Annotated in this window: 21 protein-coding genes and 2 rRNA genes; 14 read left to right on the plus strand and 9 right to left on the minus strand. The window is 69.0% G+C overall.

All coding sequences use genetic code 11. The annotated features are described in order from the left end of the window. Positions 1-49: 49 nt before the first annotated feature. The 4 genes from D1J63_RS28670 (at position 50) to D1J63_RS28685 (ending at position 2,658) form a co-directional block, all read left to right on the plus strand. Complete coding sequence (locus D1J63_RS28670; protein ID WP_206436794.1) at positions 50-1,414, plus strand: CynX/NimT family MFS transporter; 1,365 nt, start codon at positions 50-52, stop codon at positions 1,412-1,414. A 119-nt stretch (positions 1,415-1,533) separates the two neighbouring features. Beyond that, positions 1,534-1,650, plus strand: coding sequence for an SGM_5486 family transporter-associated protein (locus D1J63_RS37600; RefSeq protein ID WP_125632845.1), 117 nt, complete (start codon positions 1,534-1,536; stop codon positions 1,648-1,650). Positions 1,651-1,833: 183 nt separating this feature from the next. After that, on the plus strand, positions 1,834-2,040 hold the full coding sequence (locus D1J63_RS28680) for a hypothetical protein (RefSeq protein ID WP_125632847.1): 207 nt from the start codon (positions 1,834-1,836) through the stop codon (positions 2,038-2,040). 99 nt (positions 2,041-2,139) lie between these two features. After that, complete coding sequence (locus tag D1J63_RS28685; protein ID WP_125632849.1) at positions 2,140-2,658, plus strand: histidine phosphatase family protein; 519 nt, start codon at positions 2,140-2,142, stop codon at positions 2,656-2,658. Positions 2,659-2,755: 97 nt separating this feature from the next. Here D1J63_RS28685 and serB read toward each other — a convergent pair whose 3' ends face one another. After that, positions 2,756-4,000 carry a phosphoserine phosphatase SerB gene (serB, locus tag D1J63_RS28690; protein WP_125632851.1) on the minus strand — a complete coding sequence of 415 codons (1,245 nt, stop codon included), beginning with the start codon at positions 3,998-4,000 and terminating at the stop codon, positions 2,756-2,758. A gap of 274 nt (positions 4,001-4,274) precedes the next feature. Next, complete coding sequence (locus D1J63_RS28695) at positions 4,275-6,497, minus strand: streptophobe family protein (protein WP_125632853.1); 2,223 nt, start codon at positions 6,495-6,497, stop codon at positions 4,275-4,277. Positions 6,498-6,737: 240 nt separating this feature from the next. Here D1J63_RS28695 and D1J63_RS28700 point away from each other — a divergent pair, with 240 nt between their 5' ends. Next, positions 6,738-9,326: an FHA domain-containing protein gene (locus D1J63_RS28700; protein WP_206436795.1), complete on the plus strand. Its 2,589-nt coding sequence runs from the start codon at positions 6,738-6,740 to the stop codon at positions 9,324-9,326. Positions 9,327-9,451: 125 nt separating this feature from the next. Here the strand turns inward: D1J63_RS28700 and D1J63_RS28705 are convergent, their stop codons facing one another. The 3 genes from D1J63_RS28705 to D1J63_RS28715 all read right to left on the minus strand — a co-directional run bounded on the left by D1J63_RS28705 (position 9,452) and on the right by D1J63_RS28715 (position 12,290). Continuing rightward, positions 9,452-10,171: a transglycosylase SLT domain-containing protein gene (locus tag D1J63_RS28705; RefSeq protein ID WP_125632857.1), complete on the minus strand. Its 720-nt coding sequence runs from the start codon at positions 10,169-10,171 to the stop codon at positions 9,452-9,454. 353 nt (positions 10,172-10,524) lie between these two features. Further along, entirely contained in the window at positions 10,525-11,595 is a 1,071-nt protein-coding gene (locus tag D1J63_RS28710; RefSeq protein WP_125632859.1) for an S-adenosylmethionine:tRNA ribosyltransferase-isomerase, read from the minus strand. Then, positions 11,595-12,290 carry an SDR family NAD(P)-dependent oxidoreductase gene (locus tag D1J63_RS28715; protein ID WP_125632861.1) on the minus strand — a complete coding sequence of 232 codons (696 nt, stop codon included), beginning with the start codon at positions 12,288-12,290 and terminating at the stop codon, positions 11,595-11,597. Before D1J63_RS28715 ends, D1J63_RS28710 begins: the two co-directional genes overlap by 1 nt. Positions 12,291-12,507: 217 nt before the next feature. Between D1J63_RS28715 and D1J63_RS28720 the strand changes: the two genes are divergently transcribed. From D1J63_RS28720 to chpE, 3 genes are all read left to right on the plus strand, one after another. Continuing rightward, entirely contained in the window at positions 12,508-13,653 is a 1,146-nt protein-coding gene (locus D1J63_RS28720; protein ID WP_125632863.1) for a GAF domain-containing sensor histidine kinase, read from the plus strand. Continuing rightward, positions 13,646-14,287 carry a response regulator transcription factor gene (locus D1J63_RS28725; protein WP_102927313.1) on the plus strand — a complete coding sequence of 214 codons (642 nt, stop codon included), beginning with the start codon at positions 13,646-13,648 and terminating at the stop codon, positions 14,285-14,287. The genes D1J63_RS28720 and D1J63_RS28725 overlap by 8 nt, the downstream gene beginning before the upstream one ends. 155 nt (positions 14,288-14,442) lie before the next feature. Beyond that, entirely contained in the window at positions 14,443-14,691 is a 249-nt protein-coding gene (gene chpE, locus D1J63_RS28730) for a chaplin ChpE (protein WP_102927314.1), read from the plus strand. Between the two features lie 169 nt (positions 14,692-14,860). Here the strand turns inward: chpE and D1J63_RS28735 are convergent, their stop codons facing one another. Continuing rightward, entirely contained in the window at positions 14,861-15,649 is a 789-nt protein-coding gene (locus D1J63_RS28735; RefSeq protein WP_125632865.1) for a hypothetical protein, read from the minus strand. A gap of 153 nt (positions 15,650-15,802) precedes the next feature. Between D1J63_RS28735 and D1J63_RS28740 the strand changes: the two genes are divergently transcribed. The 3 genes from D1J63_RS28740 (at position 15,803) to D1J63_RS28750 (ending at position 18,223) form a co-directional block, all read left to right on the plus strand. Next, positions 15,803-16,600 carry an ABC transporter ATP-binding protein gene (locus tag D1J63_RS28740; RefSeq protein ID WP_125632867.1) on the plus strand — a complete coding sequence of 266 codons (798 nt, stop codon included), beginning with the start codon at positions 15,803-15,805 and terminating at the stop codon, positions 16,598-16,600. Between the two features lie 54 nt (positions 16,601-16,654). Further along, positions 16,655-17,086, plus strand: a complete 432-nt coding sequence (locus tag D1J63_RS28745; protein WP_125632869.1) for an NfeD family protein — start codon at positions 16,655-16,657, stop codon at positions 17,084-17,086. Positions 17,087-17,263: 177 nt separating this feature from the next. Beyond that, positions 17,264-18,223, plus strand: a complete 960-nt coding sequence (locus D1J63_RS28750) for an SPFH domain-containing protein (protein ID WP_102927318.1) — start codon at positions 17,264-17,266, stop codon at positions 18,221-18,223. Positions 18,224-18,338: 115 nt separating this feature from the next. On the opposite strand, the gene D1J63_RS28755 is transcribed toward D1J63_RS28750, so the two are convergent. From D1J63_RS28755 to D1J63_RS28765, 3 genes are all read right to left on the minus strand, one after another. After that, a complete protein-coding gene (locus D1J63_RS28755; RefSeq protein WP_007388340.1) occupies positions 18,339-18,845 on the minus strand; it encodes an HNH endonuclease in 507 nt (168 codons plus the stop codon). Positions 18,846-19,044: 199 nt separating this feature from the next. Further along, entirely contained in the window at positions 19,045-19,584 is a 540-nt protein-coding gene (locus tag D1J63_RS28760) for a YbhB/YbcL family Raf kinase inhibitor-like protein (protein ID WP_102927319.1), read from the minus strand. Between the two features lie 67 nt (positions 19,585-19,651). Continuing rightward, positions 19,652-20,434, minus strand: a complete 783-nt coding sequence (locus D1J63_RS28765) for a sporulation protein (RefSeq protein ID WP_102927320.1) — start codon at positions 20,432-20,434, stop codon at positions 19,652-19,654. Positions 20,435-20,580: 146 nt separating this feature from the next. On the opposite strand from D1J63_RS28765, the gene D1J63_RS28770 reads away from it, so the two are divergent. The 3 genes from D1J63_RS28770 (at position 20,581) to D1J63_RS28785 (ending at position 26,671) form a co-directional block, all read left to right on the plus strand. Then, positions 20,581-21,222 carry a DNA-3-methyladenine glycosylase gene (locus tag D1J63_RS28770; protein WP_125632871.1) on the plus strand — a complete coding sequence of 214 codons (642 nt, stop codon included), beginning with the start codon at positions 20,581-20,583 and terminating at the stop codon, positions 21,220-21,222. Positions 21,223-21,743: 521 nt separating this feature from the next. Then, positions 21,744-23,270: ribosomal RNA gene (locus tag D1J63_RS28780) — 16S ribosomal RNA — on the plus strand. 280 nt (positions 23,271-23,550) lie between these two features. Further along, positions 23,551-26,671, plus strand: a 23S ribosomal RNA gene (locus tag D1J63_RS28785). Together the 16S and 23S rRNA genes form the textbook arrangement of a ribosomal RNA operon. Positions 26,672-26,695 lie beyond the last annotated feature (24 nt).

Raw genomic sequence — 26,695 nt, forward strand, 5'->3', positions numbered from 1 at the left:
TCGCACACGAGCGGACGAGCGTGTGGACAACCAATCATCCCATGATTCTATGATGGGCCACATGGCTAGTGACGAGACCCGGACCGAGATACGTACGGAGGCGAGTACGGACGTGCGCGCCGAGACGCGCGCGGAGAGCGGTATGCGCGAGGTACCCGGCGAGGCGCCCACCACGCGCGCGTGGACGACCTGGACGACCCGGCTGCTGATCCTCGGGATCGTCCTGGCCGCGCTGAACCTGCGCCCCGCCATCACCAGCCTGGGCGCGCTCCTGGAAGAGGTCCGCGACGGGCTCGGCATGAGCGGCAGCGTCGCCGGACTGCTCACCTCCGTGCCCCCGCTCTGCTTCGCCGTCTTCGGCGTCACCGCCCCCCGGCTGGCCCGCCGCTTCGGGCCCGGAGCGGTGGTCTGCGCCGGCATGGTCGCCATCACCGCCGGCCTGCTGATACGCCCGTACGCCGGCGGCACGGGCGGCTTCCTGGCCGCCACCGCCCTGGCGCTGATGGGCATCGCGGTCAGCAACGTCCTGATGCCGGTCATCGTCAAGCGCTACTTCCCCGACCGTGTCGGTTCCATGACCGGCCTGTACTCGATGGCCCTCGCCTTCGGCACCTCCGTCGCCGCCGCGGCGACCGTGCCCGTGACGAACGCGCTGGGCGGCCACTGGCAGCCCGGTCTCGCGGTCTGGGCCGTACTGCCGGCCCTGGCCGTCGTGCCGTGGCTCCCCTTCGTACGGAACCGGAAGGCGCCGACGGCCGCCGGACCGTCCGCGTCGGAGCCGCGGCGGGAGAGCGCCCGGCCCGCCGAGAAGCCGGCGGACCAGCCCCCGCTGCGGATCACCCGCAGCCGTACGGCCTGGGCGCTCGCCGTCTTCTTCGGCCTCCAGGCCACCGCCGCCTACATCACGATGGGATGGATGGCGCAGATCTTCCGTGACTCGGGCGTCTCCGCCGGCACCGCCGGGCTGCTGCTCGCCGTCATCATGGTGATGGGCGTGCCGCTCGCCTTCGTCATCCCGCGCGTGGCGACCCGCCTGCCCCACCAGGGCCCGATCGTGCTGGTCCTGGGCCTGTGCGGACTCGCCGGATACGCCGGTCTGTACTTCGCCCCGGTCGGCGGCGCCTGGGCCTGGGCCCTGCTGCTCGGCGTCTCCAACTGCGCCTTCCCGCTCGCGCTGACCATGGTCGGCATGCGGGCCAGGACGGGCGCGGGTGTCGCCCAGCTCTCCGCCTTCGCGCAGAGCACCGGCTACCTGATCTCCATTCCGGGTCCCCTCCTGGTGGGCGTCCTCTACCAGCACAGCGGTGGCTGGGGACTGCCGATCGCGCTGATGAGCGCGCTGATGGTGCCGCAGATCGTGGTGGGCGTCCTGGCGGGGCGCGACCGCACGGTGGAGGACGAGGCGGCCCGCTGAGCCCGGCGGGCGGTGCGTCGCTCGGTGCGCGCTCGGTGCGTCGCTCCCACTGGCCGATCCGCCGAGCCGGCCGGTGGGGCGCTGGGAGCCGTCCGCGCGGGGGATGCGAGACTTGCCGTATGCCAGTCCTCGATCCGAACCCCCAGCAGGGCCAGAAGAAGATGCTGATCGTCTTCGGCTCCTTCCTCGCGATCTTCGTGATCATCGGCGTCATCGCGACCATCGCCTCTCCGTGACGCCGCCCTCACCGAATGGATGGTGGGGTTAACCCCCCATCCCCTAGGGGGTGAGGGTCAGGGTCAAGTGGGTGGACCTCCGGATGGGTTGGGTCCCGCGGATTCCGTAACTTCGAGATGTGCCCGCGACAGGCGGGCCGCGGAGCACGGACCAGGGACGCCCGAAGACCAGCGGAGGCACTCATGTCGGCCCCTATTCAGACCCGGCCTCCCCAGGCGACCCGGGGCGGTGTCGACATCCGGTTGCCCTGGTGGGCCGTGGCCCTGCCCGTGCTGGCCTTCGTCGCGCTGCTCCTGCTCATCCTCAATCCCGCCGACGCCCACGCGGCCGCCGAGCAGCCCGCGATAGCCCAGCTGCTGGAGCGGGTGGAGCAGCTGACCGCACGCTGAGCGCCGACCGCGCTCCGTCACGGGCCCCCGGCCCTTCGTGGTGGATCCGCATGTCAACTCCCAGAGCCCCGTGGCCTGTTTCATGCGAAGCTGGATGCCATGAGCGTCGCAGAACCCCGCAGGATTGTTCTCTTCCGGCATGCGAAAGCCGACTGGCCACAGGTGAGCGACCACGAGCGGCCGCTCGCCGACCGGGGCCGCATGGACGCCGCGGAGGCCGGGCGTCGGCTCGCGGACACCGGAGTCACCTTCGACCAGGCCCTGTGCTCCACCGCGGTCCGCACCCGGGAGACCTGGAAGCTCGCCGTCCAGGAGTTCCCGCACCGGCCGAAAACCGTCTATGAGGAGCGGATCTACGAGGCCTCGCCCGGCGAGCTGATCGCCGTGCTCAACGAAACCCCCGACGACCTGTCGAACGTGCTGGTGATCGGCCACAACCCGGGCATGGAGGCACTGACCGAGATCCTGGCCGGCTCCGCCGAGGCCGAGGTCCGCGAGCGGATCAACCGCCGGGGCTTCCCGACCGCCGCCTTCGCCGTCCTGACCTTCACGGGCTCCTGGAAGGACGTGGAGCCGGGCATGGCCACCCTGGTCGACTACTGGGCGCCGACCGACTGACCGCATCCGCGGCACGGGGCCCGGCACCCTCGCGGTCCGGGCCCTCGTCGTGCCGGGCGTCCGCCCGTTCCGCCGCCTCCGTCCGGTTCGCCGACCTTCAGAGGCGCTCGGCGGAGAGACCGAGGCTGTCGCCGAGACCCTCGTCCAGCGTGTCCGCGGCCTCGACCTCCTCGCGGGTGATGCCCAGCAGATACAGCACCGTGTCCAGGAACGGCACGTTCACCGCGGTGTGCGCCGCCTCGCGCACCACCGGCTTGGCGTTGAAGGCGACGCCGAGCCCGGCCGCGTTCAGCATGTCCAGGTCGTTGGCGCCGTCGCCGATCGCCACGGTCTGCGACAGCGGTACGCCCGCCTCGGCGGCGAACCGGCGCAGCAGCCGCGCCTTGCCCGCCCGGTCCACGATCTCCCCGGTCACCCGGCCGGTCAGCCTGCCGTCGACGATCTCCAGCGTGTTGGCCTGCGCGAAGTCCAGCCCCAGTTGCTCCCGCAAGGCGTCGGTGACCTGGGTGAAGCCGCCGGAGACGACCCCCACCTGGTAGCCGAGCCGCTTCAGGGTGCGGATCAGGGTGCGGGCACCCGGCGTCAGCCGCACCTCGGCGCGCACCTTGTCCACCACCGAGGCGTCCAGGCCCGCCAGCAGGGCCACGCGCGCGTGCAGCGACTGCTCGAAGTCCAGCTCCCCGCGCATCGCGGCCGCGGTCACCTCGGCGACCTTGTCCTCGCAGCCGGCGTGGGCGGCGAACAGCTCGATGACCTCGTCCTGGATCAGCGTGGAGTCCACGTCCATCACGACCAGGCGCTGCGCCCGCCGGTGCAGCCCCGCCGCGACCACCGCGATGTCCACGCCGAGCGCCGCGGCCTCGGTGGCCAGGGCCGTGCGCAGCGGTTCGGTCTCCACGCCGGAGACTGCGAACTCGACGGCGGTCACCGGGTACTTGGCCAGCCGGAAGATACGGTCGATGTTGCTGCCGGACTCGGTGATCCGGGCCGCTATGGCGGCGGCCGCCTCCGCGGTGAGCGGGTGCCCCAGCACCGTGACCAGGGAGCGGCCGAGGCCGCGCGGCCGGTTGTCGCCGATGCCGGAGATGATCTCCGCCTGCAGCTTCAGCGACTCCGCCCAGCTGTGGACGGTCGCCCGGAGATCGCCCTCCAGTCCGCGGGGCGGCTCGGTCACGAGCGCGCACAGCACGATCCGGCCACGGGTGACGACCTGCTCGATGTCGACGACGTCGACGGAGTAGGCGGCGAGGGTGTCGAAGAGGCCGGCCGTGATGCCGGGCCGGTCCTTGCCGAAGATCTTGACGAGAAGCGTGGGAACGTCAGAGGTCTGCGTAGCGCTCATGGTGTTCCCACCGTATCCGGCACCCGGTGCCGCCCGCTCCCGAGGTCCGCCTGGCGGACAGCCGGCGCGGAGAGGCGCGCGGGTCCACGCGGCAGGGGCGGCAGCGGGGTTCGGTCCCGGCGCACCCGAAGCCCCGATGCCCACGCCGCACCGTAGGGACACCAGGGGCGCCGTGCGACCCGGCCTTCTCCACGGTCAGCCCAGGTGAGCGGGAGACAGGTGCTCCTCGCCTCGGGCGGTGAGGCGCGGCACGATGGTTGCCGGCGGCCGTCCTTCACTGTCCGTCCCCGGGTTGTCTTGGCGGGGCGGGAGGAGGTGGTGGAGGGGGCGGAGGACGCTCGCCCCAGGGTCGGGACGGGCGGCGTTCCCCCGGCCGCGGCGGCCGTCCCGGCGGAGGGGCGAGCGGCCCGGCCACCGTGGGGGCTCCGTACACGTCGTCGTCGGCCTGCCGATCCGCCCCCTCGTCGGCCCGCCGGTCCGCCCCGTCGTCCTCCTGCCGGTCCGCCGCACCGTGCTCCTGGCCCGCCCAGTGGTCCCACCGGTCCGCCGCGGCGGCCTCGCGCCCGGCCCCGTAGTCCTCCTCCCCGCCCGTCCCGTCGGCCTCGCGCGCCGCCCAGTGGTCCTCCCCGCCCGTCCCGTCGGCCCCGCGCCCCGCCTCGTCGCCGTACGGCCCGGGGCCGGAGCCCCGACCGCCGACGCTGTTCCCTCCCGGTCGCGCCGGGCCCGTCTCTCCCAGCGCCTGCTCCTGCCTTCGCGTCGCCCGCGGCTCCTGCCCGTGTCCCTGCCAGGCGCCCCGGTCCCGCCCTTGCCCCCACCCCGTGCCGCCGTCGGGCGGCGGTGTCCCGGGCTGCGTATGGCCCGGCCCCGGCAACCGCGTCGCGTCGGGCGGGCGCGCGTCTTCGGGTTCCCATCCGCTCGGTGCCGTGCCGGAGCCGGGCCCGGCTACCTCCCCGGACCACACGTAGGGATGCGTGCCCGGGCCGGGCCCCCGCCGGTACGGCTCACCCGGCCGGTACGGCTCCGAGGGCGCCCCCACGGACGTCACGCCGCCGCTCCCACCACCCGCACCGAAACCCTCCGTCACCGCCCCGGCACTGAGTGCCAACCTCGACGCCCGTGTCCCCACCGCCCCGCTCACCCGCGCCAGCAGCGCCCCGACGGCCCCCGCGCCCGCACCCCACACCGCGCCCAGCAGCAGTGCCGCCCCGAGATGTCCGCGCAGGTCGATGCCCGCGCCGAAGGCGTCGATCCCGAGCACGGACAGGGAGGCGTCCACGGACACCTCCGTGAGCCACGACAGCAGCGGCAGCGTCAGCGCGCCGGTGACGCCCAGCCGCAGCGCACAGCGCCCGGTGAAGGCGAGCGAGCGTGCCTCACCCGGCCCCACCGGCGTCCGGACCGCCGTCAGCACCCCGGCCAGCAGCATCGTCAGCGCCGCGGCCACCCCGAGCAGCCACACCCGCCCGTCCGCTTCCGCCAGCCGCCCCAGCGTGACCGGCTCCCCGGTGCCCGAGCCGAGCAGGTCGTCCAGGGGAGCCGGGAGGACGCCGACCAGCGCGCCGGTGGCCCGCCCTTCCCAGGGCACGAACAGGCCGACGGGGAGACCGAGCCAGACCCCGTTCGGCGTTCCCAGCAGTGCGGCGCCGACGATCCGCCGGGGACGGTCGTCGCCGATCGCCGCCCAGGCCGCCGCCGCGAGGCCGGCCGCCACCGTCGTCAGCGCCACCGTGACCAGGGCGGACACTGCCGGCCGCACCACCCGGTGCACCGCCTCGCACCCGCGCGGCAGCGGAGTGCGGCGCGAGGCCAGCAACGCGATCAGCAGTACTCCCGCGGACCAGACGAGACCGCCCAGCAGCGTCGGCGCGGTGTCGATGGTGAACCCGACGGCGGCCCGGGCGTCGACGAGGTCGCCGATCCGGTCGGGCAGCAGCCCGCCGATGTCGCCGCCCACGTCACCGAGCCCCGGAATCTCCGGCCCGCCGCCACCGCCGTCGCCCCCGGGCAGGTCGTCGAGCCCGAGCGAGGCGCCGTCGATCGTGACGACGTCGTGACCCGCCCAGGCCAGTCCGCCCGTCATCGCCACGAACAGCGCGACCACCGCGCCCCCGCGCGCGAGGAGTTCGGCGGGGGAGACGACAACTCCGGCCGCCCGCAGGGACCGCAGGAAGAAGAACGACAGGAACAGCGCGCCGACCAGGCTCACGCCCAGTGGCGTGATCTCGATGGCCGTGTGCGCCTCGGCCCCTTTCAGTCCGAACGCGGACACATCACCGTCCGGAGTGACCGACCCACCCGCCCCGAGCGCCACGACCGCCGCGGTCATCGGTCCCAGCGAGCCCGCCGCGTCCGCGTCCAGCAGCCGCAGACCGAGCACAGCCGTACCCGCCATGCCGATCAACGCCCAGCTCACGGAGGCGACCGCGGACAGCAGGACGTCGCCCCACGGCACACGGATGCCGTACCCCTCGGTTCCGACGCTCGTGGACGCGCTCATGGCAGACCCCCCGATCCGCTGCGCGGTCAGGTTGCCGCGCATGTCCCCCTCGCGTGGAATACCACTCTCCGGGCAGGTTTCAACCCCGTCAACGGGAACGGCCGATGGGTGCCTACGCAGTTTTCACAAGGCCCGACTTTCGGTCAGGGGGGCGAGCCTGAAATAGTTCCCCCCGATGTTCGACATCCCTAGACTCCCCGCGACGGGAGCACATCGGGGGACAACTCAGTGGGGCATGGAGTGCCGGAACTCGTACTGGAATCCAATGGACGGACCTGGACGCTCGATCCGTCCCGGTCATACGCGCTAGGGCGCGATCCGCAGGGGGAGCTTGTTTTCGACGATGCCAGGGTCTCCTGGCGGCATGCCACGATCAGTTTCAACGGCCGCAGCTGGGTGGTCGAGGATCACGGCAGCACCAACGGCACGTTCGTGCACGGACAGCGCGTCCAGCAGATGGAGCTCGGCGCCGGCACGGTGCTGAACCTGGGCAACGCGACCGACGGGCCGCGCGTGAGCCTGACCGGTGCGCAGGCCCCGGCCGGCGCACCGCAGGCCCAGCCACAGCCGCAGCAGCAGCCGTACGCCGCGCAGGGCGCCAACGCGGGCTGGGCCCAGCAGGCACCGCCGGCGCAGGAGCCGGTCGCGCAGCAGACCCCGCCGCAGCAGGCGCCGCAGCACGGTCACCCGCACCAGGCCCAGCAGGCCGGCTGGCAGCAACAACAGCAGCAGCCGCAGCAGGCCGCGCCGCACTTCCCCCAGCAGCAGGGCCCCGGCGGCGCGGCGGGGGCGCCACCGGTCTACGGCGACCGCAGCCCGACCACGTTCCACCAGTTCTCGCTCGGCCGCGTGATGCGCATCGGCCGTGCCCTGGAGAACGACCTGGTCGTCTCCGACCTGCAGGTCTCCCGCAATCACGCGGAGTTCCACTCGACGCCCGACGGGCGCATGGAGATCCGCGACCTGGGCTCGCACAACGGCACGTACGTCAACGGCCAGCCGATCCCCAAGGGCGGCACCCAGCTGCTGGGCCCGACCGACATCGTCGGTGTCGGCCACTCGACGTTCCAGATCGTCGGCGACCGGCTCGAGGAGTTCGTCGACACCGGTGAGGTCTCCTTCTCCGCCCGTCACCTGACCGTCACGGTCGACGGCGGCAAGCAGATCCTCAAGGACGTCTCCTTCGGCGTACCCGAGAAGTCGCTGATCGCGGTCATCGGCCCCTCGGGATCCGGCAAGTCGACCCTGCTCAAGGCGCTGACCGGCTACCGGCCCGCCGACCAGGGCGAGGTCCTCTACGACAACCGGAACCTGTACAAGCAGTTCGCCGAACTGCGTCAGCGCATCGGTCTGGTCCCGCAGGACGACATCCTGCACAAGGAGCTGACCGTCAAGAAGGCGCTCAAGTACGCGGCGAAGCTCCGCTTCCCGGCCGACACCACGGCCGCCGAGCGCGACGCCCGCATCGACGAGGTGCTGCGCGAGCTCAAGCTGGACATCCACAAGGACAAGAAGGTCACGTCCCTGTCCGGCGGCCAGCGCAAGCGCGTCTCCGTCGCCCTGGAGCTGCTCACCAAGCCGTCGCTGATCTTCCTGGACGAGCCGACCTCCGGCCTCGACCCCGGCATGGACCGCGACGTCATGCAGCTGCTGCGCGGCCTCGCCGACGACGGCCGCACCGTCCTCGTCGTCACCCACTCGGTGGCCGAGCTGGCGACCTGCGACAAGCTGCTGGTGATGGCGCCGGGCGGCTCGGTGGCGTACTTCGGCCCGCCCGAGGAGGCGCTGAACTTCTTCGGCTACGACACCTGGGCCGACGTCTTCTCCGCCTTCGAGAACTACCGCGACTACGACTGGGCGGGCCGCTGGAAGGGCTCGCAGCACTACCAGATGTACGCCGCGGACCTGGACGCCGTCGCCCCGCAGTCCGTACAGGTGCCGCCCATGCAGGCGATGAAGCCGCCGAAGCCACAGGGCTGGATGTCCCAGTTCGTCACGCTGGTGCGGCGCTACGTGTCGGTGATCGCCTCCGACAAGGGCTTCCTCGCCCTGATGGTGATCCTTCCGGCCGTGCTGGGCGCGGTGAGCCTGCTCATCGACGCGGACAAGGGCCTGCTGCCCAACCCGGCCAACCCGCAGACCGGCCGGATCATCCCGAACGGCACCGCCACCACGGTCCTGCTGATCCTCGCGGTCGGCGCCTGTTTCGCCGGCGCGGCGAACTCGGTCCGTGAGCTGATCAAGGAACGCGTGATCTACGAGCGGGAGCGCGCGACCGGGCTGTCCCGGTCCGCGTACCTGATGTCCAAGGTCTTCGTGCTCGGCCTGATCACGGTGTTCCAGGGCCTGCTGGTCGGCGTGATCGGCTTCGCCAGCCGCGAGATCCCGGAGGAGGGGCTGGTCCTCGGGGGGATGACGCTGGTCGAGCTGTCCCTGCCGATCATGGCCCTCGGCTTCACCTCGATGATGTTCGGCCTGGTCATCTCCTCGCTGGTGAAGACCGCCGAGAAGACCATGCCGCTGCTGGTGATGTTCGCGATCATCCAGGTCGTCTTCACCGGCTGCCTCTTCGCGCTGAACGGCGCGGTCGGCGTCAACCAGTTCTCGTACCTGATGCCCTCGCGCTGGGCGGTCGCCGCCGCCGGTGCCACGCTGGACTTCAACAAGATCAGCCCGCCCGAGAAGGGGGCCGAGGCCGACCCGCTGTGGGAGCACACCGTCGGCGCCTGGGGCCTGGACATGGTCGCGCTGATCGTCCTCGGCGTGATCTGCGGCTTCTTCGTGGCCCGCTTCCTGCGCCGGCACGAGCCCGAGGTCATGCGCAAGTAGCCCGGAATCCGTCGGCGGGCCCGCAGGCCCCCGCACGCCCCGAAGGGCGGCGCCCCGTCAGGAGGGTGCCGCCCTTCGGCATACGGTGCGGCGTCGGCGACGTCGTGAAGAGGTCCGCGCCGACCTCAGTACGCGCTGTCGACGTTGTCCATGGTGCCGTACTTGTCCGCGGCGTAGTTGCACGCGGCGACGATGTTGGCGACCGGGTCGTAGATGTTCTTCGAGGTTCCGGGCACGTGGTAGGCCTTGAACGTCGGCGGGATGACCTGGAGCAGGCCCTTCGACGGGATGCCGTTGATGGCGTTGATGTCCCAGTCGTTGATGGCCATCGGGTTGCCGGAGGACTCCCGCATGATGTTGCGGTGGATGCCCTCGTAGGAGCCGGGGATGCCGTGCTTCTTCATGATGGCCCGGGCCTCGCGGATCCAGCCGTCGAGGTTGTTCGGGTAGGACTTCGGCGCGGCCTTCTTGACCTCCGTGCGCTGGGCGGAGCGGCTGGTGGACTCCTTCGCCTCACGCTTGGCGGCGGCCTTCTCGGCGGCGGCCTTCTTCTCGGCGGTCGCCTTCTTCGCGGCCGCCTCCTGCTTGGCCTCGATCGCGGCGACCTTCTGGCTGGCGCCGGCGAGCTGGCCGGTGACACCGGCGTGCACGTCCTGGATCTGCTTGGTGCTGTACGCCACCTTGGCCGTCGGAGCGGCCTCGCTCGTGGTCGTCGTCTGACCGCTGGCCGGGACGGCGGTGAGGGCGACGGCGGCGGCGCCGAGCGCGCCGACGCCGGCGATCGCGGCCTTCTGGTTGCGGTTCAGGGAACGACTGCGGCCACGGGGGAGGATGTTCTTGAGCATGGCGGGATAGACCTCTTCGAATAGCGCGGAGGTCGCTCTCGTCCGGTGGGGACAGTTGGTGCTTCCGGCACAAACGCCGCGGGGGAGAACCCACGGCGCTGAGCGACGAGAGCAATTCTTAGCGGCCGCAAAATCCGGAGGCAAAGGTGTGACGTACGATCCGGGATAGTGGATCAGGGAACGGCAAAGCGGGGCAGATTGGACCATCTGCCCCGCTCAAAACGGACGAGTCGTTCTCCTACTCCCCTTCGTACGTGACGTGCGCCCTATGCCCGGGCTCACATCGACCCCCCGCCGTTCTCACTTTTGGTTGCTGAAGCAATGCGATGTGTAAGGGGGTGTGCGACGCCCTGCTACGGCAGCAGGAGATGGACGTCCCCGAACTCGTGCCACAGGTACCGGCCCCGCACCGCCGCCTCGTACCCGCGGTCGATCGCCGCCCGCCCCGCCACCGCCTCCAGCATCAGCAGATGCGAGGCCTCGGGCTCGTGCAGGCCCGTCAGCAGCCCTTCCACCACCCGCACCCCGCGCTCAGGAGTCACCACCAGATCGGTCCACCCGGCCCGGGCCCGCACCACCCCGTCGGCACCGGCCGCCGACTCCACCGCCCGCACGGCCGTCGTCCCCACGGCCACCACCCGCCCGTCACCGGCGCGCGCGGCGTTGATCAGCCGCGCCGACGCCTCCGGCACGGCGAAGCGCTCCGGATACGGCGGCTCGTGCGACTCCGCCGACGCCACCCCGGTGTGGAGCGTCACCGGCGCGAACTGCACCCCGCGGCTCACCAGCTCCGCCACCAGCCGCGCCGTGAAGGGCCGCGCCGCGCTCGGCATCTCCGCACTGCCCGTCCCGTCCGCGGCCGGCAGCGCGAACACCGTCTGGTAGACGGACAGCGGCTGGTCCCGGTCCGTATAGGAGTAGCGAATGGGCCGCCCGTGCTCCCGAAGCAGCTCGGGCACCGCCACCCCCGACACCCGCGCCCACCACAACCGCTCGCCGCGCGCACTCAGCGGTTCCTCCAGCGCCAGCCGGGCCCCACCCGGCAACCGCACCTTCGTCCCCGCCAGACCACCGCACCCGAGCCCCACCACTCCCAACGCACGCGCGCGCGTAGTGCCTCTCCCGTCCGGTTCCCGCAGCTCCACCGCCCACCGGCCGTCGTCCCCGCGCGTGGAGAAGTGCACCACCACGCGCGCGTGCCCGACCCGGCCGTCCACGGCGGCGGCCAGCGTGGGCGAGGTGTTGACGACCAGCAGATCACCGGCCCGCAGCAGCCCCGGCAGCTCCCCGAACGCGTGGTGCGACACCTCGGTGCCGTGCGACACCAGCAGGCGAACGCCGTCCCGGTCCAGGCCCGGCCCCCGCTGCTCCACCGGCACCCGGGCCGACAACTCCTCCGGGACCCTCACCGCCAGCGACGACATCACCGCGCCTCCAGCAGCGCCGGAGCCCCGTAGCGCCCACTCGCGGGCCGCTCGTCCAGCAGCCGCAGCAACGCCGGCACGACACTCGCCGGATCCGGCCGCGGATCGTCGTCGTCCGGTACGGCCGCGGCGTACAGATCCGTGGCCATGTCCCCCGGATCGACCGCCCACACCCGCAGCCCCGGCTCCTCGGCACCCAGCACGGCCGCCAGCTGGTCCAGAGCCGCCTTGGACGCCCCGTAGCCGCCCCACGTCTCGTACGCCTCGGCGGCCGCGTCCGAGCTGACCGTCACCACCGCGCCCGCCGGAGCCGCCCGCAGCAACGGCAGCGCCTCCCGCACCAGGCCGAGCGCGGCCACGACGTTCACCTCCAGGGCCCGCCGCAGGCCCTCCAGGGGCAGCTCCTCCAGCCGCACCAGCGGCTCGGCGCCCAGCGCGCTCGCATTGCTGACCAGCAGATCCACGCCGCCCAGCCGCCGGGCCTGAGCCACCAGCCCCGCCCGGTGCCCGGAGTCGGTGACGTCGCCGGGCAACGCCGTCACGCGCGTGCCGTACGCCTCCAGCGCCGTCGCCGTCTCCTTGAGCACCTCCGGGTTCCTGGCGTCCAGCACCAGGTCCCATCCCCGTGCCGCCAGGGCCTCGGCGAGCGCCCGGCCCAGTCCCTTGGACGCCCCCGTGATGATCGCAACCGGCATGACACACGTCCCCTTCGTCGTCCCCGCCGCCCGTCCGGCCGGCGTGGGCCCAACGTAGGAACCCGGCGCCGCCGGTCACCTCGGGCACGGGTCCCGACCGGGGCGGGCCCTTCGCCCTAGGCCCGGCGGGCGGGACCCGGGACCTAGTCCCACGGCCCTAGGCGACGCCCGTCACCGGGCCGATCCCGCCCCCACCCCCCGCGGGTACCGTGAGGACATGAGTCACGGCCCCCGGTCCGGCCTCACCGCGGTGAGTTCCGCGCTGCTGGCCATGAGCAGGCACCTCGAGGTGCGCGACGTCCTCAAGACGATCGTCGCCTCGGCCCGCGAGCTGCTCGACGCGCAGTACGCCGCCCTCGGCGTCCCCGACGACCACGGCGGCTTCGCCCAGTTCGTGGTCGACGGCGTCAGCGACGAGCAGTGGAAGGCCATCGGCCCCCTGCCGCGCCAGCACGGCATCCTCGCCGCGATGCTCCACGAGGCCACCCCCGAGCGCCTCGGCGACGTCCGCAAGGACCCCCGCTTCGGCGGCTGGCCCTCCGCCCACCCCGACCTGATCGACTTCCTCGGTCTGCCGATCCGCGACGGCGACGAGGTCATCGGGGCCCTCTTCCTGGCGAACAAGAACTGTCCGAAGCCGGAAGGCACCTGCGGCTTCACGCAGGACGACGAGGAACTGCTCGGCATCCTCGCCCAGCACGCCGCGATCGCCCTCACCAACGCGCGCCTGTACGAGCGCAGCCGTGAGCTGACCATCGCCGAGGAGCGTTCCCGCCTCGCCCACGAGCTGCACGACGCGGTCAGCCAGAAGCTCTTCTCACTGCGCCTGACCGCCCAGGCCGCCACCGCCCTGGTCGACCGCGACCCCGCACGGGCCAAGGGAGAGCTGCACCAGGTCGCCACGCTCGCCGCCGAGGCCGCCGACGAACTGCGCGCCGCCGTCGTCGAGCTGCGCCCCGCCGCCCTGGAGGAGGACGGCCTCGTCGCCACCCTGCGCACCCAGATCCAGGTCCTCGACCGCGCCCACACCGCCCGCGTCACCTTCACCGGCCGCGGCGTCAAGGCCCTGCCCGCCGCCCAGGAGGAGGCGATGCTGCGCGTGGCCCAGGAGGCCCTGCACAACGCCCTGCGCCACTCCGGGGCGGAACACGTCGACGTGACCCTGCACCGGCGGGGCACCGCAACCGTCCTGCGCGTCACCGACGACGGCGGCGGCTTCGACCCCCGCACGGTGCGCCGCGCCGGACGCCACCTGGGCCTGGTCTCCATGCGGGACCGGGCGAACGGCACCGGCGGCCGGCTGACCGTGCGGTCCGCGCCCGGCGAGGGCACCACGATCGAGATGGAGGTTCCCGGTGGCTGACGCGATCAAGGTCCTGCTCGTCGACGACCACCAGGTGGTCCGCCGGGGACTGCGCACCTTCCTGGAGGTACAGGACGACATCGAAGTGGTCGGCGAGGCCGCCGACGGCGCCGAGGGCGTCGACCGCGCCCAGGAGCTGAAACCCGACGTCATCCTCATGGACGTCAAGATGCCCGGCATGGACGGCGTCGACGCCCTGCGCAGACTCCGGGAACTGGACAACCACGCGCGTGTGCTCGTCGTCACCAGCTTCACCGAGCAGCGCACCGTCGTCCCGGCCCTGCGCGCGGGCGCCGCCGGATACGTGTACAAGGACGTGGACCCCGACGCGCTGGCCGGCGCCATCCGCTCCGTCCACGCCGGCCACATCCTGCTCCAGCCCGAGGTCGCGGGCGCCCTGCTGAGCCAGGAGGAGAGCGGCTCCGGACCGGGCCGAGCCGGTTCCCTCACGGAGCGGGAGCGCGAGGTGCTGGGCCTGATCGCGGACGGCCGCTCCAACCGGGAGATCGCACGTGCGCTGGTCCTCTCCGAGAAGACCGTGAAGACCCACGTCTCGAACATCCTCATGAAGCTCGACCTCGCCGATCGCACCCAGGCCGCCCTGTGGGCCGTGCGCCACGGGGTGACCGGCTGACCCGGTACGCGACGACGCGCCGGAGGGTTCCCCTCCGGTCGGAGATTCATACCGTCGTGGGAATGTCCCCCATATGGCGCATCCTTCGAGGGGTCCGGCCGTTCTTCAGTGCGCACCGCGGCGACTGCCCCGGTGATCGCAAGGAGGGCTCGTAAGTGAAGAACCTGAAGAAGGCAGCGGCCGTGACGATGGTGGCCGGCGGGCTGATCGCCGCCGGTGCGGGCATGGCCTCCGCCACCGACGGCGGCGCCCACGCCCACGGCGAGGCCATCGCCTCCCCGGGCGTCGCCTCCGGCAACCTGGTCCAGGCGCCGATCCACATCCCGGTCAACGCCGTCGGCAACAGCGTCAACGTCATCGGCGTCCTGAACCCGGCCTTCGGCAACCTGGGCGTCAACCACTGACCCCAGTCGCCAACGATGCCTGCGGCCTCCCGGGCTCCCGGGAGGCCGCATCGGCATCAACCAGCCCGTCCGGCGTTTGAGGACGAGGCCGTTCAGGCCGAAAGCGGGGGCCTGGGGGCGCAGCCCCCGAGACGGTGACACCAGCACGGAGCACAGACCGGAGAAACGGTCACCGCATCCCCCGCTCCACCACAACGGAGTTGTACGCCGCGACCTGCGCCCGCCGGGCCACCCGCTCCACCGGCCTGAGCGCATCCCCCCGCGCGGCCATCTCGGACGCGCTCACCGCACCCCCGTGCCCGTTCTCGGACGCCAGCGACACCAGCATCCCCACCCGCTGCGCCAACTCCAGCACCCGTACCGCCCGCGGCGGATACCCCGGCGCCAGCACCTCCCGCCCGGACGACCGCTCCGCCCGCGCCCGGTACGCCGCGACCGCGGCCTCCGCCACCGGCCCCGACCCGGCGACGTCCAGCCGCGTCAGCACCTCCGTCGCGTCCCGCAGCGCCTCCGCCAACTCCCGCTCCGCCTCCCCGAGCGAGGGCACGTCCGCCGGCGGGGCCTCCCGCGCCGGCAGGCAGTGCCACACCACCTCGACGTGCACGTCACCCTCGGGCCCCGCCTCGTACACCTCCGGCACCAGCCCCAGCGCCGCCCCCTCGCAGATCACCGCCTCCTCGGCCTCCAGGGCCCGCGCGTTGAACTCCGGCGGCCCGCTCAGCCCCAGCGGATGCCCCGGCGCGGGCAGCGCGACCCGCAGCCCGCTCGCCCCGAGCGCCCGCAGCCGCCCCAGTGCGAGCGTGAGACCGACCGGCGCGTCCTCGCCCGGCAGCTCCGCAACCCGGTGCACCGCGTCGTCGCCCACGATCGCGACCGCGGCGTCGTCCGGCGAGACCATATGGGCAATAAGGGCATTTCCCCAGGCGGCAAGGCGCCCTGCGCGTGGTTCCGAGAGCATGCCCCCACCCTAAGGACCGGACCGATGGAACAGTGAAGCCGACCGGTGGCGTAGATTTCGTGGAGGGGCCTGCGCCCACCGGCGCCGCGGCCCGAGTCACAGGTGTACGCGACAGCCGAGACCGGCCACAATGCAAGGGGAGACAACGCGCTCATGAGCGATGTTCTGGAGCTTCAGGACGTATCCGTGGTCCGCGAGGGCCGGGCTCTGGTGGACCAGGTCTCCTGGTCGGTCAAGGAGGGCGAGCGCTGGGTCATCCTCGGCCCCAACGGCGCCGGCAAGACCACCCTCCTCAATGTCGCGTCCAGCTACCTCTACCCGAGCACCGGCACCGCCACCATCCTCGGCGAGACCCTCGGCAAGCCCGGCACCGACGTCTTCGAGCTGCGCCCGCGCATCGGCGTCGCCGGCATCGCCATGGCCGACAAGCTGCCCAAGCGCCAGACCGTCCTGCAGACCGTCCTGACGGCCGCGTACGGCATGACCGCCGGCTGGCAGGAGGAGTACGAGGACATCGACGAGCAGCGCGCCCGCGCCTTCCTCGACCGCCTCGGCATGACCGAGTACCTGGACCGCAGGTTCGGCACCCTCTCCGAGGGCGAGCGCAAGCGCACCCTGATCGCCCGCGCCCTGATGACCGACCCCGAGCTGCTCCTCCTCGACGAGCCCGCCGCCGGCCTCGACCTCGGCGGCCGCGAGGACCTCGTCCGCCGCCTCGGCCGGCTCGCCCGCGACCCCATCGCCCCCTCCATGATCATGGTGACCCACCACGTCGAGGAGATCGCCCCCGGCTTCACCCACGTCCTGATGATCCGTCAGGGCAAGGTCCTGGCCGCCGGCCCCCTGGAGCTCGAACTCACCTCCCGCAACCTGTCCCTGTGCTTCGGACTCCCGCTCGTCGTCGAGCAGGCCGGGGACCGGTGGACCGCGAAGGGACTCCCGCTGTCCTGACCCGCCCCCCGTGCGCCCTGTCCCCGACGTCCCCAACGGACCTACCATGACAGCGTGAACGACATCGACGCATGGGTGTGGTGGCTCGTCGCCGCGGCAGCCCTCGGGATCCCGCTCGTGGTGACCGCGATGCCGGAGTTCGGGATGTTCGCCGTCGGCGCGGTCGCCGCCGCCGTCGCCTCCGGGCTGGGCGCGGACCTGGTCGTCCAGGTCCTCGTCTTCGTCATCGTCTCGGTCGCCCTCATCGCCGTCGTACGGCCCGTCGCCGCCCGGCACCGCGCCCAACAGCCCCAACTGGCCTCCGGCGTGGCCGCGCTGAAGGGCAGACAGGCCGTCGTCACGGAGCGCGTCGACGCCGCCGGCGGGCGCATCAAACTCGCCGGAGAGATCTGGTCGGCACGCGCGCTGGACGCAGGGCGGGTCTTCGAGCCCGGCGAGGAAGTGGACGTGGTGGAGATCGACGGAGCCACGGCCGTCGTCATGTGACCCCGCCGTGCCACAAGTGGCCCGAACGACCCCCGAGTCGCGCGACGGTCTGTCAGACTCGACCAGCAAGATCCTCAACAGCCGTAAGATCAGCAGTAGTCAGAGCCAGACAGCGGTCTGGTCGCCAATAGGATCTGCCGGAGCGCCGAGGCGGAGAAGGGGACGGGGACAACCACGATGGAACCGATCATCATCGTCCTGATCATCCTGGTGGTGTTGGTCTTCATCGCCCTGATCAAAACCATCCAGGTCATTCCACAGGCCAGCGCCGCCATCGTCGAGCGCTTCGGCCGCTACACGCGGACCCTCAACGCGGGCCTCAACATCGTGGTCCCGTTCATCGACACCATCCGCAACCGCATCGACCTGCGCGAACAGGTCGTCCCCTTCCCGCCGCAGCCGGTGATCACCCAGGACAACCTGGTCGTCAACATCGACACCGTCATCTACTACCAGGTGACCGACGCCCGCGCCGCGACCTACGAGGTCGCCAGCTACATCCAGGCCATCGAGCAGCTGACGGTCACCACCCTTCGCAACATCATCGGCGGCATGGACCTGGAGCGCACCCTGACCTCCCGCGAGGAGATCAACGCGGCCCTGCGCGGCGTCCTCGACGAGGCCACCGGCAAGTGGGGCATCCGCGTCAACCGGGTCGAGCTCAAGGCCATCGAACCGCCCACCTCCATCCAGGACTCGATGGAGAAGCAGATGCGCGCGGACCGCGACAAGCGCGCCGCGATCCTCCAGGCGGAAGGTGTCCGGCAGTCCGAGATCCTGCGCGCCGAGGGCGAGAAGCAGTCCCAGATCCTGCGCGCCGAAGGTGAGGCCAAGGCCGCCGCCCTGCGCGCCGAGGGCGAGGCCCAGGCCGTCCGCACCGTCTTCGAGGCCATCCACGCCGGCGACCCGGACCAGAAGCTGCTCTCCTACCAGTACCTCCAGATGCTCCCGAAGATCGCCGAGGGCGACGCCAACAAGCTCTGGATCGTCCCCAGCGAAATCGGCGACGCCCTCAAGGGCCTCTCCGGCGCCATGGGCAACATCGGCGGCCTGGGCGGCGGTTCGGGCAGTGGAAGCGGCAACGGCGGCGCAAGCGTCCCGGCCCAGGAACGCCGCGAGAAGCCGTCGATCGACTAGGCGGCACCACTTGGCGCAGGGTTCCATCCGCGCCCCCGCAAGGGGCGCGGGGAACTGCGCGACAAGCCACAACGGGCCCGCAGCCAGCGATGCACATCACCCCCACGGCGCACACTCACGCCGCGTCCAACACCAACCACTCCGGCAGCGCGGCGAAGTCGTCCCGGGCCAGCGCCAGCAACATCGCATCCGCGGGAGTCGGCTCGAACGGCTCCCGCAGCAACGGCATCCCCGCCTGCTCCGGCGTCCGGTTCGCCTTGCGGTGATTGTCCTCCGCGCACGAGGCCACCGTGTTCAGCCACGTGTCCTGCCCGCCGTGCGACCGCGGCACCACGTGGTCGACGGTCGTCGCCCGCCGCCCGCAGTACGCGCACCGGTGCCGGTCCCGGACCAGCACCCCCCGCCTCGACCACGGAGCACGTCTTCGGAACGGCACCCGGACGTATTGGCACAGCCTGATCACCCGCGGCGCGGGTATGTCGAGCGCGGCTCCGCGCATCCGCAGCGAGGGGTGGGCCTGCTCGACGACGGCCTTGTCCTGGAGCACCAGAACGACGGCTCGATTCAACGTCACCGTCGACAACGGCTCGAAGCTCGCGTTCAGCACCAGCGTGTCCCGCATACCAGCCCACCTCCCGTGCGCACCGGCCCACCCCCTGGCGGGCTGGGAACAACTCTGGCCGGGCACGCCGGGATGGACAACGCAATATCTGCTGCTCCAACGAGGGATGCCCCCTCGCCACCCCCGGCAACAAAAATGCCCGCCCCTGATCCATTCCAAGACCGGGGGCGGGCAAACGTTCCATGAACGCTCGGAACACTCAGCTGTCCGCGGGCACCTCGTACTCACCGATCAGCTGGGCACGCGCGATCGTGTGGAACCGCAGGTTGAAGCCGACGAAGGCGGGGGTGCCGTCCGCGTCCGGACCGAGCTTCTCCTGGTCCACGGCGTACACCGTGAACACGTACCGGTGCGGTCCGTCCCCGGGCGGCGGCGCGGCACCGCCGAACTCCTTGCTGCCGTAGTCGTTGCGCGCCTGTACGGCCCCCGCGGGCAGCCCCTCGAACGCGCCGCTGCCCGCGCCCACCGGCAGCTCGGTCACCGAGGCCGGGATGTCGAACACCACCCAGTGCCAGAACCCGCTGCCCGTGGGGGCGTCCGGGTCGTAGCACGTCACGGCGAAGCTCTTGGTCTCGGCCGGGAATCCCTCCCACCGCAGATGCGGCGAGGTGTTCCCGGCCGCGTGGACCTGAGCGTCCTTGAGCGTCCCGCCCTCCTGCACGTCCTCACTCGTGACGGTGAACGACGGCACGGGCGGGTGGAAGTCATGGGGGAGCGGACGCCGCTTCAGCTCGGTCACCTCGGTACCTCCTGATGTTCTGGTGCAGAGACGACCGAGCCTACGGGCTTCCCCCCCCCTGGATCCCTCAGAACCAGTTGCGCTTGCTGCCGACCTCCGACAGCCACTGGTTGAGGTACGCCGTCCAGTCGGTGCCCTGGTAGTCGTTCAGCCCGACCTTGAAGGAACGGAACGTGTCGCTGCCCTCGCTGAACAGTCCGGGCTTCTTGTCCATCTCCAGCACGACGTCCATCGCCTGGGCGTCGGCCACGAAGCTCAGCTCGACCTGGTTCAGCCCGCGGTACTGCTGCGGCGGGAAGAACTCGATCTCCTGGTAGAAGGGCAGCTGCTGCCGCGTACCCCGGATGTGACCGCGCTCCATGTCCGCGCTCTTGAAACGGAAGCCCAGGCCGATGAACGCGTCCAGGATCGCCTTCTGCGCCGGCAGCGGGTGCACGTTGATCGGGTCCAGGTCACCGGAGTCCACGGCGCGCGCGATCTCCAGCTCCGTGGTGACGCCGATGTTCATCCCGCGCAGCGCCTGACCGTCGATCATGGTGATCGGCGTCTCCCACGGAATTTCGAGACCGAACGGCACCGCGTGCACCGCACCGGCCTTCAGCTCGAAGGCACCGCCGAGCCGCACCTTGGTGAACTCGATGTCCTGCTTGTACTCCTGGTCGCCGCTCTCCACCTCGACCTTGGCCTGGAGTCCGACCGACAGCCCCTCGATCTCCTGGTCGACGGACCCTCCCTGGATCCGCACCTCGCCCTGGACGACACCCCCCGGAACGACGTTGACCTCGCTCAGCACGGTCTCGACCGAAGCCCCGCCGGCCCCCAGGCTCGCGAGCAGCTTCTTGAACGCCATGTCTCTCCCTCTCCAGGCTTACGTGTGGATCCTCGATCCATACAAACGCGATCCGGCCGTGGCCGGTTCCGCGCCCCACACCCTGGCAAGGCGGACGCTCCCTGACCACCCCGCGCACGGTCCCGGCTGCGTTACGCTCGGACGGCATGATCGCGAGCCCCGACCGTACGCCCCTGCCCAGGAACTTCTTCGACCGCCCCATTCTCGAGGTGGCACCCGACCTCCTGGGCCGCATCCTGCTGCGCAACACCCCGGACGGTCCGATCGCCCTCCGCCTGACGGAGGTGGAGGCCTACGACGGCCAGAACGACCCGGGCTCCCACGCCTACCGTGGCCGCACCCCCCGCAACGAAGTGATGTTCGGCCCGCCCGGCCACGTGTACGTCTACTTCACCTACGGCATGTGGTTCTGCATGAACCTGGTGTGCGGTCCCGAGGGGCGGGCGAGCGCGGTTCTGCTCCGGGCCGGCGAGATCATCGAGGGCGCCGAGCTGGCCCGGACCCGTCGGCTCTCCGCCCGCAACGACAAGGAACTGGCCAAAGGCCCGGCCCGGCTCGCCACCGCCCTGGGCGTGGACCGCGCGCTGAACGGCACGGACGCGTGCACCTCCGAGGACACCCCGCTGCGCATCCTGACGGGTGCTGCCGTCCCCGGTGACCAGGTACGCAACGGCCCCCGTACGGGTGTGGCCGGCGAAGGCGGCGTCCACCCCTGGCGCTACTGGGTCGCCGACGACCCGACCGTCAGCCCTTACCGGGCACACGTCCCGAGGAAGCGCCGAAGTTGACTCTCCTTTGGCAGACGCGTAACGTAGCCCGAGCCGCTTGACCCGGGTACGGCAATCGCCTGCAGCCGGAAGCGGCCAACCCACTACCTACGACTTCCCTTAGCGGGAGCGACTTCGGCATGTCCGCATGCTCGAATTCGAACTCGCGGGACTCGATTATGAGTCCCCGGAGAAATCGGCTAACGTAGTGAATGTCGAAAGGCCGACGAGCGAAAGCCGGAAGCTGACGACAAAACCCGCCGACAGGGAATCTGATCGAAAAGGATCTGATAGAGTCGGAAACGCAAGACCGAAGGGAAGCGCCCGGAGGAAAGCCCGAGAGGGTGAGTACAAAGGAAGCGTCCGTTCCTTGAGAACTCAACAGCGTGCCAAAAGTCAACGCCAGATATGTTGATACCCCGTCTCCGGCTATCAGGCTGGGACGAGGTTCCTTTGAAACACACAGCGAGGACGCTGTGAACGTCGGGACTATTCCTCCCGATGTTCCGCTCTCGTGGTGTACGCCGGATAACCGGCAAACATTCACGGAGAGTTTGATCCTGGCTCAGGACGAACGCTGGCGGCGTGCTTAACACATGCAAGTCGAACGATGAACCACTTTCGGGTGGGGATTAGTGGCGAACGGGTGAGTAACACGTGGGCAATCTGCCCTGCACTCTGGGACAAGCCCTGGAAACGGGGTCTAATACCGGATACTGACCTGCCAGGGCATCTTGGCGGGTCGAAAGCTCCGGCGGTGCAGGATGAGCCCGCGGCCTATCAGCTTGTTGGTGAGGTAATGGCTCACCAAGGCGACGACGGGTAGCCGGCCTGAGAGGGCGACCGGCCACACTGGGACTGAGACACGGCCCAGACTCCTACGGGAGGCAGCAGTGGGGAATATTGCACAATGGGCGAAAGCCTGATGCAGCGACGCCGCGTGAGGGATGACGGCCTTCGGGTTGTAAACCTCTTTCAGCAGGGAAGAAGCGAAAGTGACGGTACCTGCAGAAGAAGCGCCGGCTAACTACGTGCCAGCAGCCGCGGTAATACGTAGGGCGCAAGCGTTGTCCGGAATTATTGGGCGTAAAGAGCTCGTAGGCGGCTTGTCGCGTCGGTTGTGAAAGCCCGGGGCTTAACCCCGGGTCTGCAGTCGATACGGGCAGGCTAGAGTTCGGTAGGGGAGATCGGAATTCCTGGTGTAGCGGTGAAATGCGCAGATATCAGGAGGAACACCGGTGGCGAAGGCGGATCTCTGGGCCGATACTGACGCTGAGGAGCGAAAGCGTGGGGAGCGAACAGGATTAGATACCCTGGTAGTCCACGCCGTAAACGGTGGGCACTAGGTGTGGGCAACATTCCACGTTGTCCGTGCCGCAGCTAACGCATTAAGTGCCCCGCCTGGGGAGTACGGCCGCAAGGCTAAAACTCAAAGGAATTGACGGGGGCCCGCACAAGCGGCGGAGCATGTGGCTTAATTCGACGCAACGCGAAGAACCTTACCAAGGCTTGACATACACCGGAAAGCATCAGAGATGGTGCCCCCCTTGTGGTCGGTGTACAGGTGGTGCATGGCTGTCGTCAGCTCGTGTCGTGAGATGTTGGGTTAAGTCCCGCAACGAGCGCAACCCTTGTCCCGTGTTGCCAGCAACTCTTCGGAGGTTGGGGACTCACGGGAGACCGCCGGGGTCAACTCGGAGGAAGGTGGGGACGACGTCAAGTCATCATGCCCCTTATGTCTTGGGCTGCACACGTGCTACAATGGCCGGTACAATGAGCTGCGATACCGCAAGGTGGAGCGAATCTCAAAAAGCCGGTCTCAGTTCGGATTGGGGTCTGCAACTCGACCCCATGAAGTCGGAGTCGCTAGTAATCGCAGATCAGCATTGCTGCGGTGAATACGTTCCCGGGCCTTGTACACACCGCCCGTCACGTCACGAAAGTCGGTAACACCCGAAGCCGGTGGCCCAACCCCTTGTGGGAGGGAGCTGTCGAAGGTGGGACTGGCGATTGGGACGAAGTCGTAACAAGGTAGCCGTACCGGAAGGTGCGGCTGGATCACCTCCTTTCTAAGGAGCACATGGCCGACTGCAAGCAAATGTCTTGCACGGTTGCTCATGGGTGGAACGTTGACTACTCGGCACGGTTTCCTTTGATGGATCACTAGTACTGCTTCGGCGTGGAACGTGAGTCCGGGCAGGGACCGGGTCGGGCACGCTGTTGGGTGTCTGAGGGCACGGCCGTGAGGCTGGGTCTTCGGTTGCCGGCCCCAGTGAACTTGCTGCTTGCGGCAGGGTGATGGGTGGTTGGTCGTTGTTTGAGAACTGCACAGTGGACGCGAGCATCTGTGGCCAAGTTTTTAAGGGCGCACGGTGGATGCCTTGGCACCAGGAACCGATGAAGGACGTGGGAGGCCACGATAGGCCCCGGGGAGTCGTCAACCAGGCTTTGATCCGGGGGTGTCCGAATGGGGAAACCCGGCAGTCGTCATGGGCTGTCACCCGCTGCTGAACACATAGGCAGTGTGGAGGGAACGCGGGGAAGTGAAACATCTCAGTACCCGCAGGAAGAGAAAACAACCGTGATTCCGGGAGTAGTGGCGAGCGAAACCGGATGAGGCTAAACCGTTCACGTGTGAGACCCGGCAGGGGTTGCGTGTGCGGGGTTGTGGGATCTCACTTCTGTTGTCTGCCGGCAACAGGGCGAGTCAGAAACCGTTGATGTAGGCGAAGGACATGCGAAAGGTCCGGCGTAGAGGGTAAGACCCCGTAGTCGAAATGTCAGCGGCTTGCTTGTGAGACACCCAAGTAGCACGGGGCCCGAGAAATCCCGTGTGAATCTGGCGGGACCACCCGCTAAGCCTAAATATTCCCTGGTGACCGATAGCGGATAGTACCGTGAGGGAATGGTGAAAAGTACCGCGGGAGCGGAGTGAAATAGTACCTGAAACCGTGTGCCTACAAGCCGTGGGAGCGTCGGATACGTGCTTGCACGTATCTCGTGACTGCGTGCCTTTTGAAGAATGAGCCTGCGAGTTTGCGGTGTGTTGCGAGGTTAACCCGGGTGGGGAAGCCGTAGCGAAAGCGAGTCCGAACAGGGCGATTCAGTAGCACGCTCAAGACCCGAAGCGGAGTGATCTAGCCATGGGCAGGTTGAAGCGGCTGTAAGAGGTCGTGGAGGACCGAACCCACCAGGGTTGAAAACCTGGGGGATGACCTGTGGTTAGGGGTGAAAGGCCAATCAAACTCCGTGATAGCTGGTTCTCCCCGAAATGCATTTAGGTGCAGCGTCGTGTGTTTCTTGCCGGAGGTAGAGCACTGGATAGGCGATGGGCCCTACCGGGTTACTGACCTTAGCCAAACTCCGAATGCCGGTAAGTGAGAGCGCGGCAGTGAGACTGTGGGGATAAGCTCCATGGTCGAGAGGGAAACAGCCCAGAGCATCGACTAAGGCCCCTAAGCGTACGCTAAGTGGGAAAGGATGTGGAGTCGCACAGACAACCAGGAGGTTGGCTTAGAAGCAGCCACCCTTGAAAGAGTGCGTAATAGCTCACTGGTCTAGTGATTCCGCGCCGACAATGTAGCGGGGCTCAAGCGTACCGCCGAAGTCGTGTCATTCATACAATAGGGCCAACGCCTGTATGGATGGGTAGGGGAGCGTCGTCTGCCGGGTGAAGCAGCACCGGAAGGTAGTTGTGGACGGTTGACGAGTGAGAATGCAGGCATGAGTAGCGATACAAACGTGAGAAACGTTTGCGCCGATTGACTAAGGGTTCCTGGGTCAAGCTGATCTGCCCAGGGTAAGTCGGGACCTAAGGCGAGGCCGACAGGCGTAGTCGATGGATAACCGGTTGATATTCCGGTACCCGCTGTGAAGCGTCAAACATCGAACCAGGCGATGCTAAGTCCGTGAGACCGCCTGCTGCCGGCTTTGCCGTCAGTGGGAGTGGTGGAGCCGACGAACCAGACCTGTAGTAGGTGAGTGATGGGGTGACGCAGGAAGGTAGTCCATCCCGGGCGGTGGTTGTCCCGGGGTAAGGGTGTAGGCCGCAAGGTAGGTAAATCCGCCTTGCATACGGCTGAGACCTGATGCCGAGCCGATTGTGGTGAAGTGGATGATCCTATGCTGTCGAGAAAAGCCTCTAGCGAGTTTCATGGCGGCCCGTACCCTAAACCGACTCAGGTGGTCAGGTAGAGAATACCGAGGCGTTCGGGTGAACTATGGTTAAGGAACTCGGCAAAATGCCCCCGTAACTTCGGGAGAAGGGGGGCCACACCTGGTGACCGGATTTACTCCGTGAGCTGGGGGTGGCCGCAGAGACCAGCGAGAAGCGACTGTTTACTAAAAACACAGGTCCGTGCGAAGCCGTAAGGCGATGTATACGGACTGACGCCTGCCCGGTGCTGGAACGTTAAGGGGACCGGTTAGCTTGGATTCGTCCAGGCGAAGCTGAGAACTTAAGCGCCAGTAAACGGCGGTGGTAACTATAACCATCCTAAGGTAGCGAAATTCCTTGTCGGGTAAGTTCCGACCTGCACGAATGGCGTAACGACTTCTCGACTGTCTCAACCATAGGCCCGGTGAAATTGCACTACGAGTAAAGATGCTCGTTTCGCGCAGCAGGACGGAAAGACCCCGGGACCTTTACTACAGTTTGATATTGGTGTTCGGTTCGGCTTGTGTAGGATAGCTGGGAGACTGTGAAGCTCGCACGCCAGTGTGGGTGGAGTCGTCGTTGAAATACCAGTCTGGTCGTGCTGGATGTCTAACCTGGGTCCGTGATCCGGATCAGGGACAGTGTCTGATGGGTAGTTTAACTGGGGCGGTTGCCTCCTAAAGAGTAACGGAGGCGCCCAAAGGTTCCCTCAGCCTGGTTGGCAATCAGGTGTTGAGTGTAAGTGCACAAGGGAGCTTGACTGTGAGACCGACGGGTCGAGCAGGGACGAAAGTCGGGACTAGTGATCCGGCGGTGGCTTGTGGAAGCGCCGTCGCTCAACGGATAAAAGGTACCCCGGGGATAACAGGCTGATCTTCCCCAAGAGTCCATATCGACGGGATGGTTTGGCACCTCGATGTCGGCTCGTCGCATCCTGGGGCTGGAGTCGGTCCCAAGGGTTGGGCTGTTCGCCCATTAAAGCGGTACGCGAGCTGGGTTTAGAACGTCGTGAGACAGTTCGGTCCCTATCCGCTGTGCGCGTAGGAGTCTTGAGAAGGGCTGTCCCTAGTACGAGAGGACCGGGACGGACGAACCTCTGGTGTGCCAGTTGTTCTGCCAAGGGCATGGCTGGTTGGCTACGTTCGGGAGGGATAACCGCTGAAAGCATCTAAGCGGGAAGCCTGCTTCGAGATGAGGACTCCCACCCACTTGATGGGGTAAGGCTCCCAGTAGACGACTGGGTTGATAGGCCGGATCTGGAAGCACCGTGAGGTGTGGAGGTGACCGGTACTAATAGGCCGAGGGCTTGTCCTCAGTTGCTCGCGTCCACTGTGTTAG

Origin of the sequence: Streptomyces sp. KPB2, assembly GCF_003950055.1 — a bacterium.
GTDB lineage: Bacteria > Actinomycetota > Actinomycetes > Streptomycetales > Streptomycetaceae > Streptomyces > Streptomyces salinarius.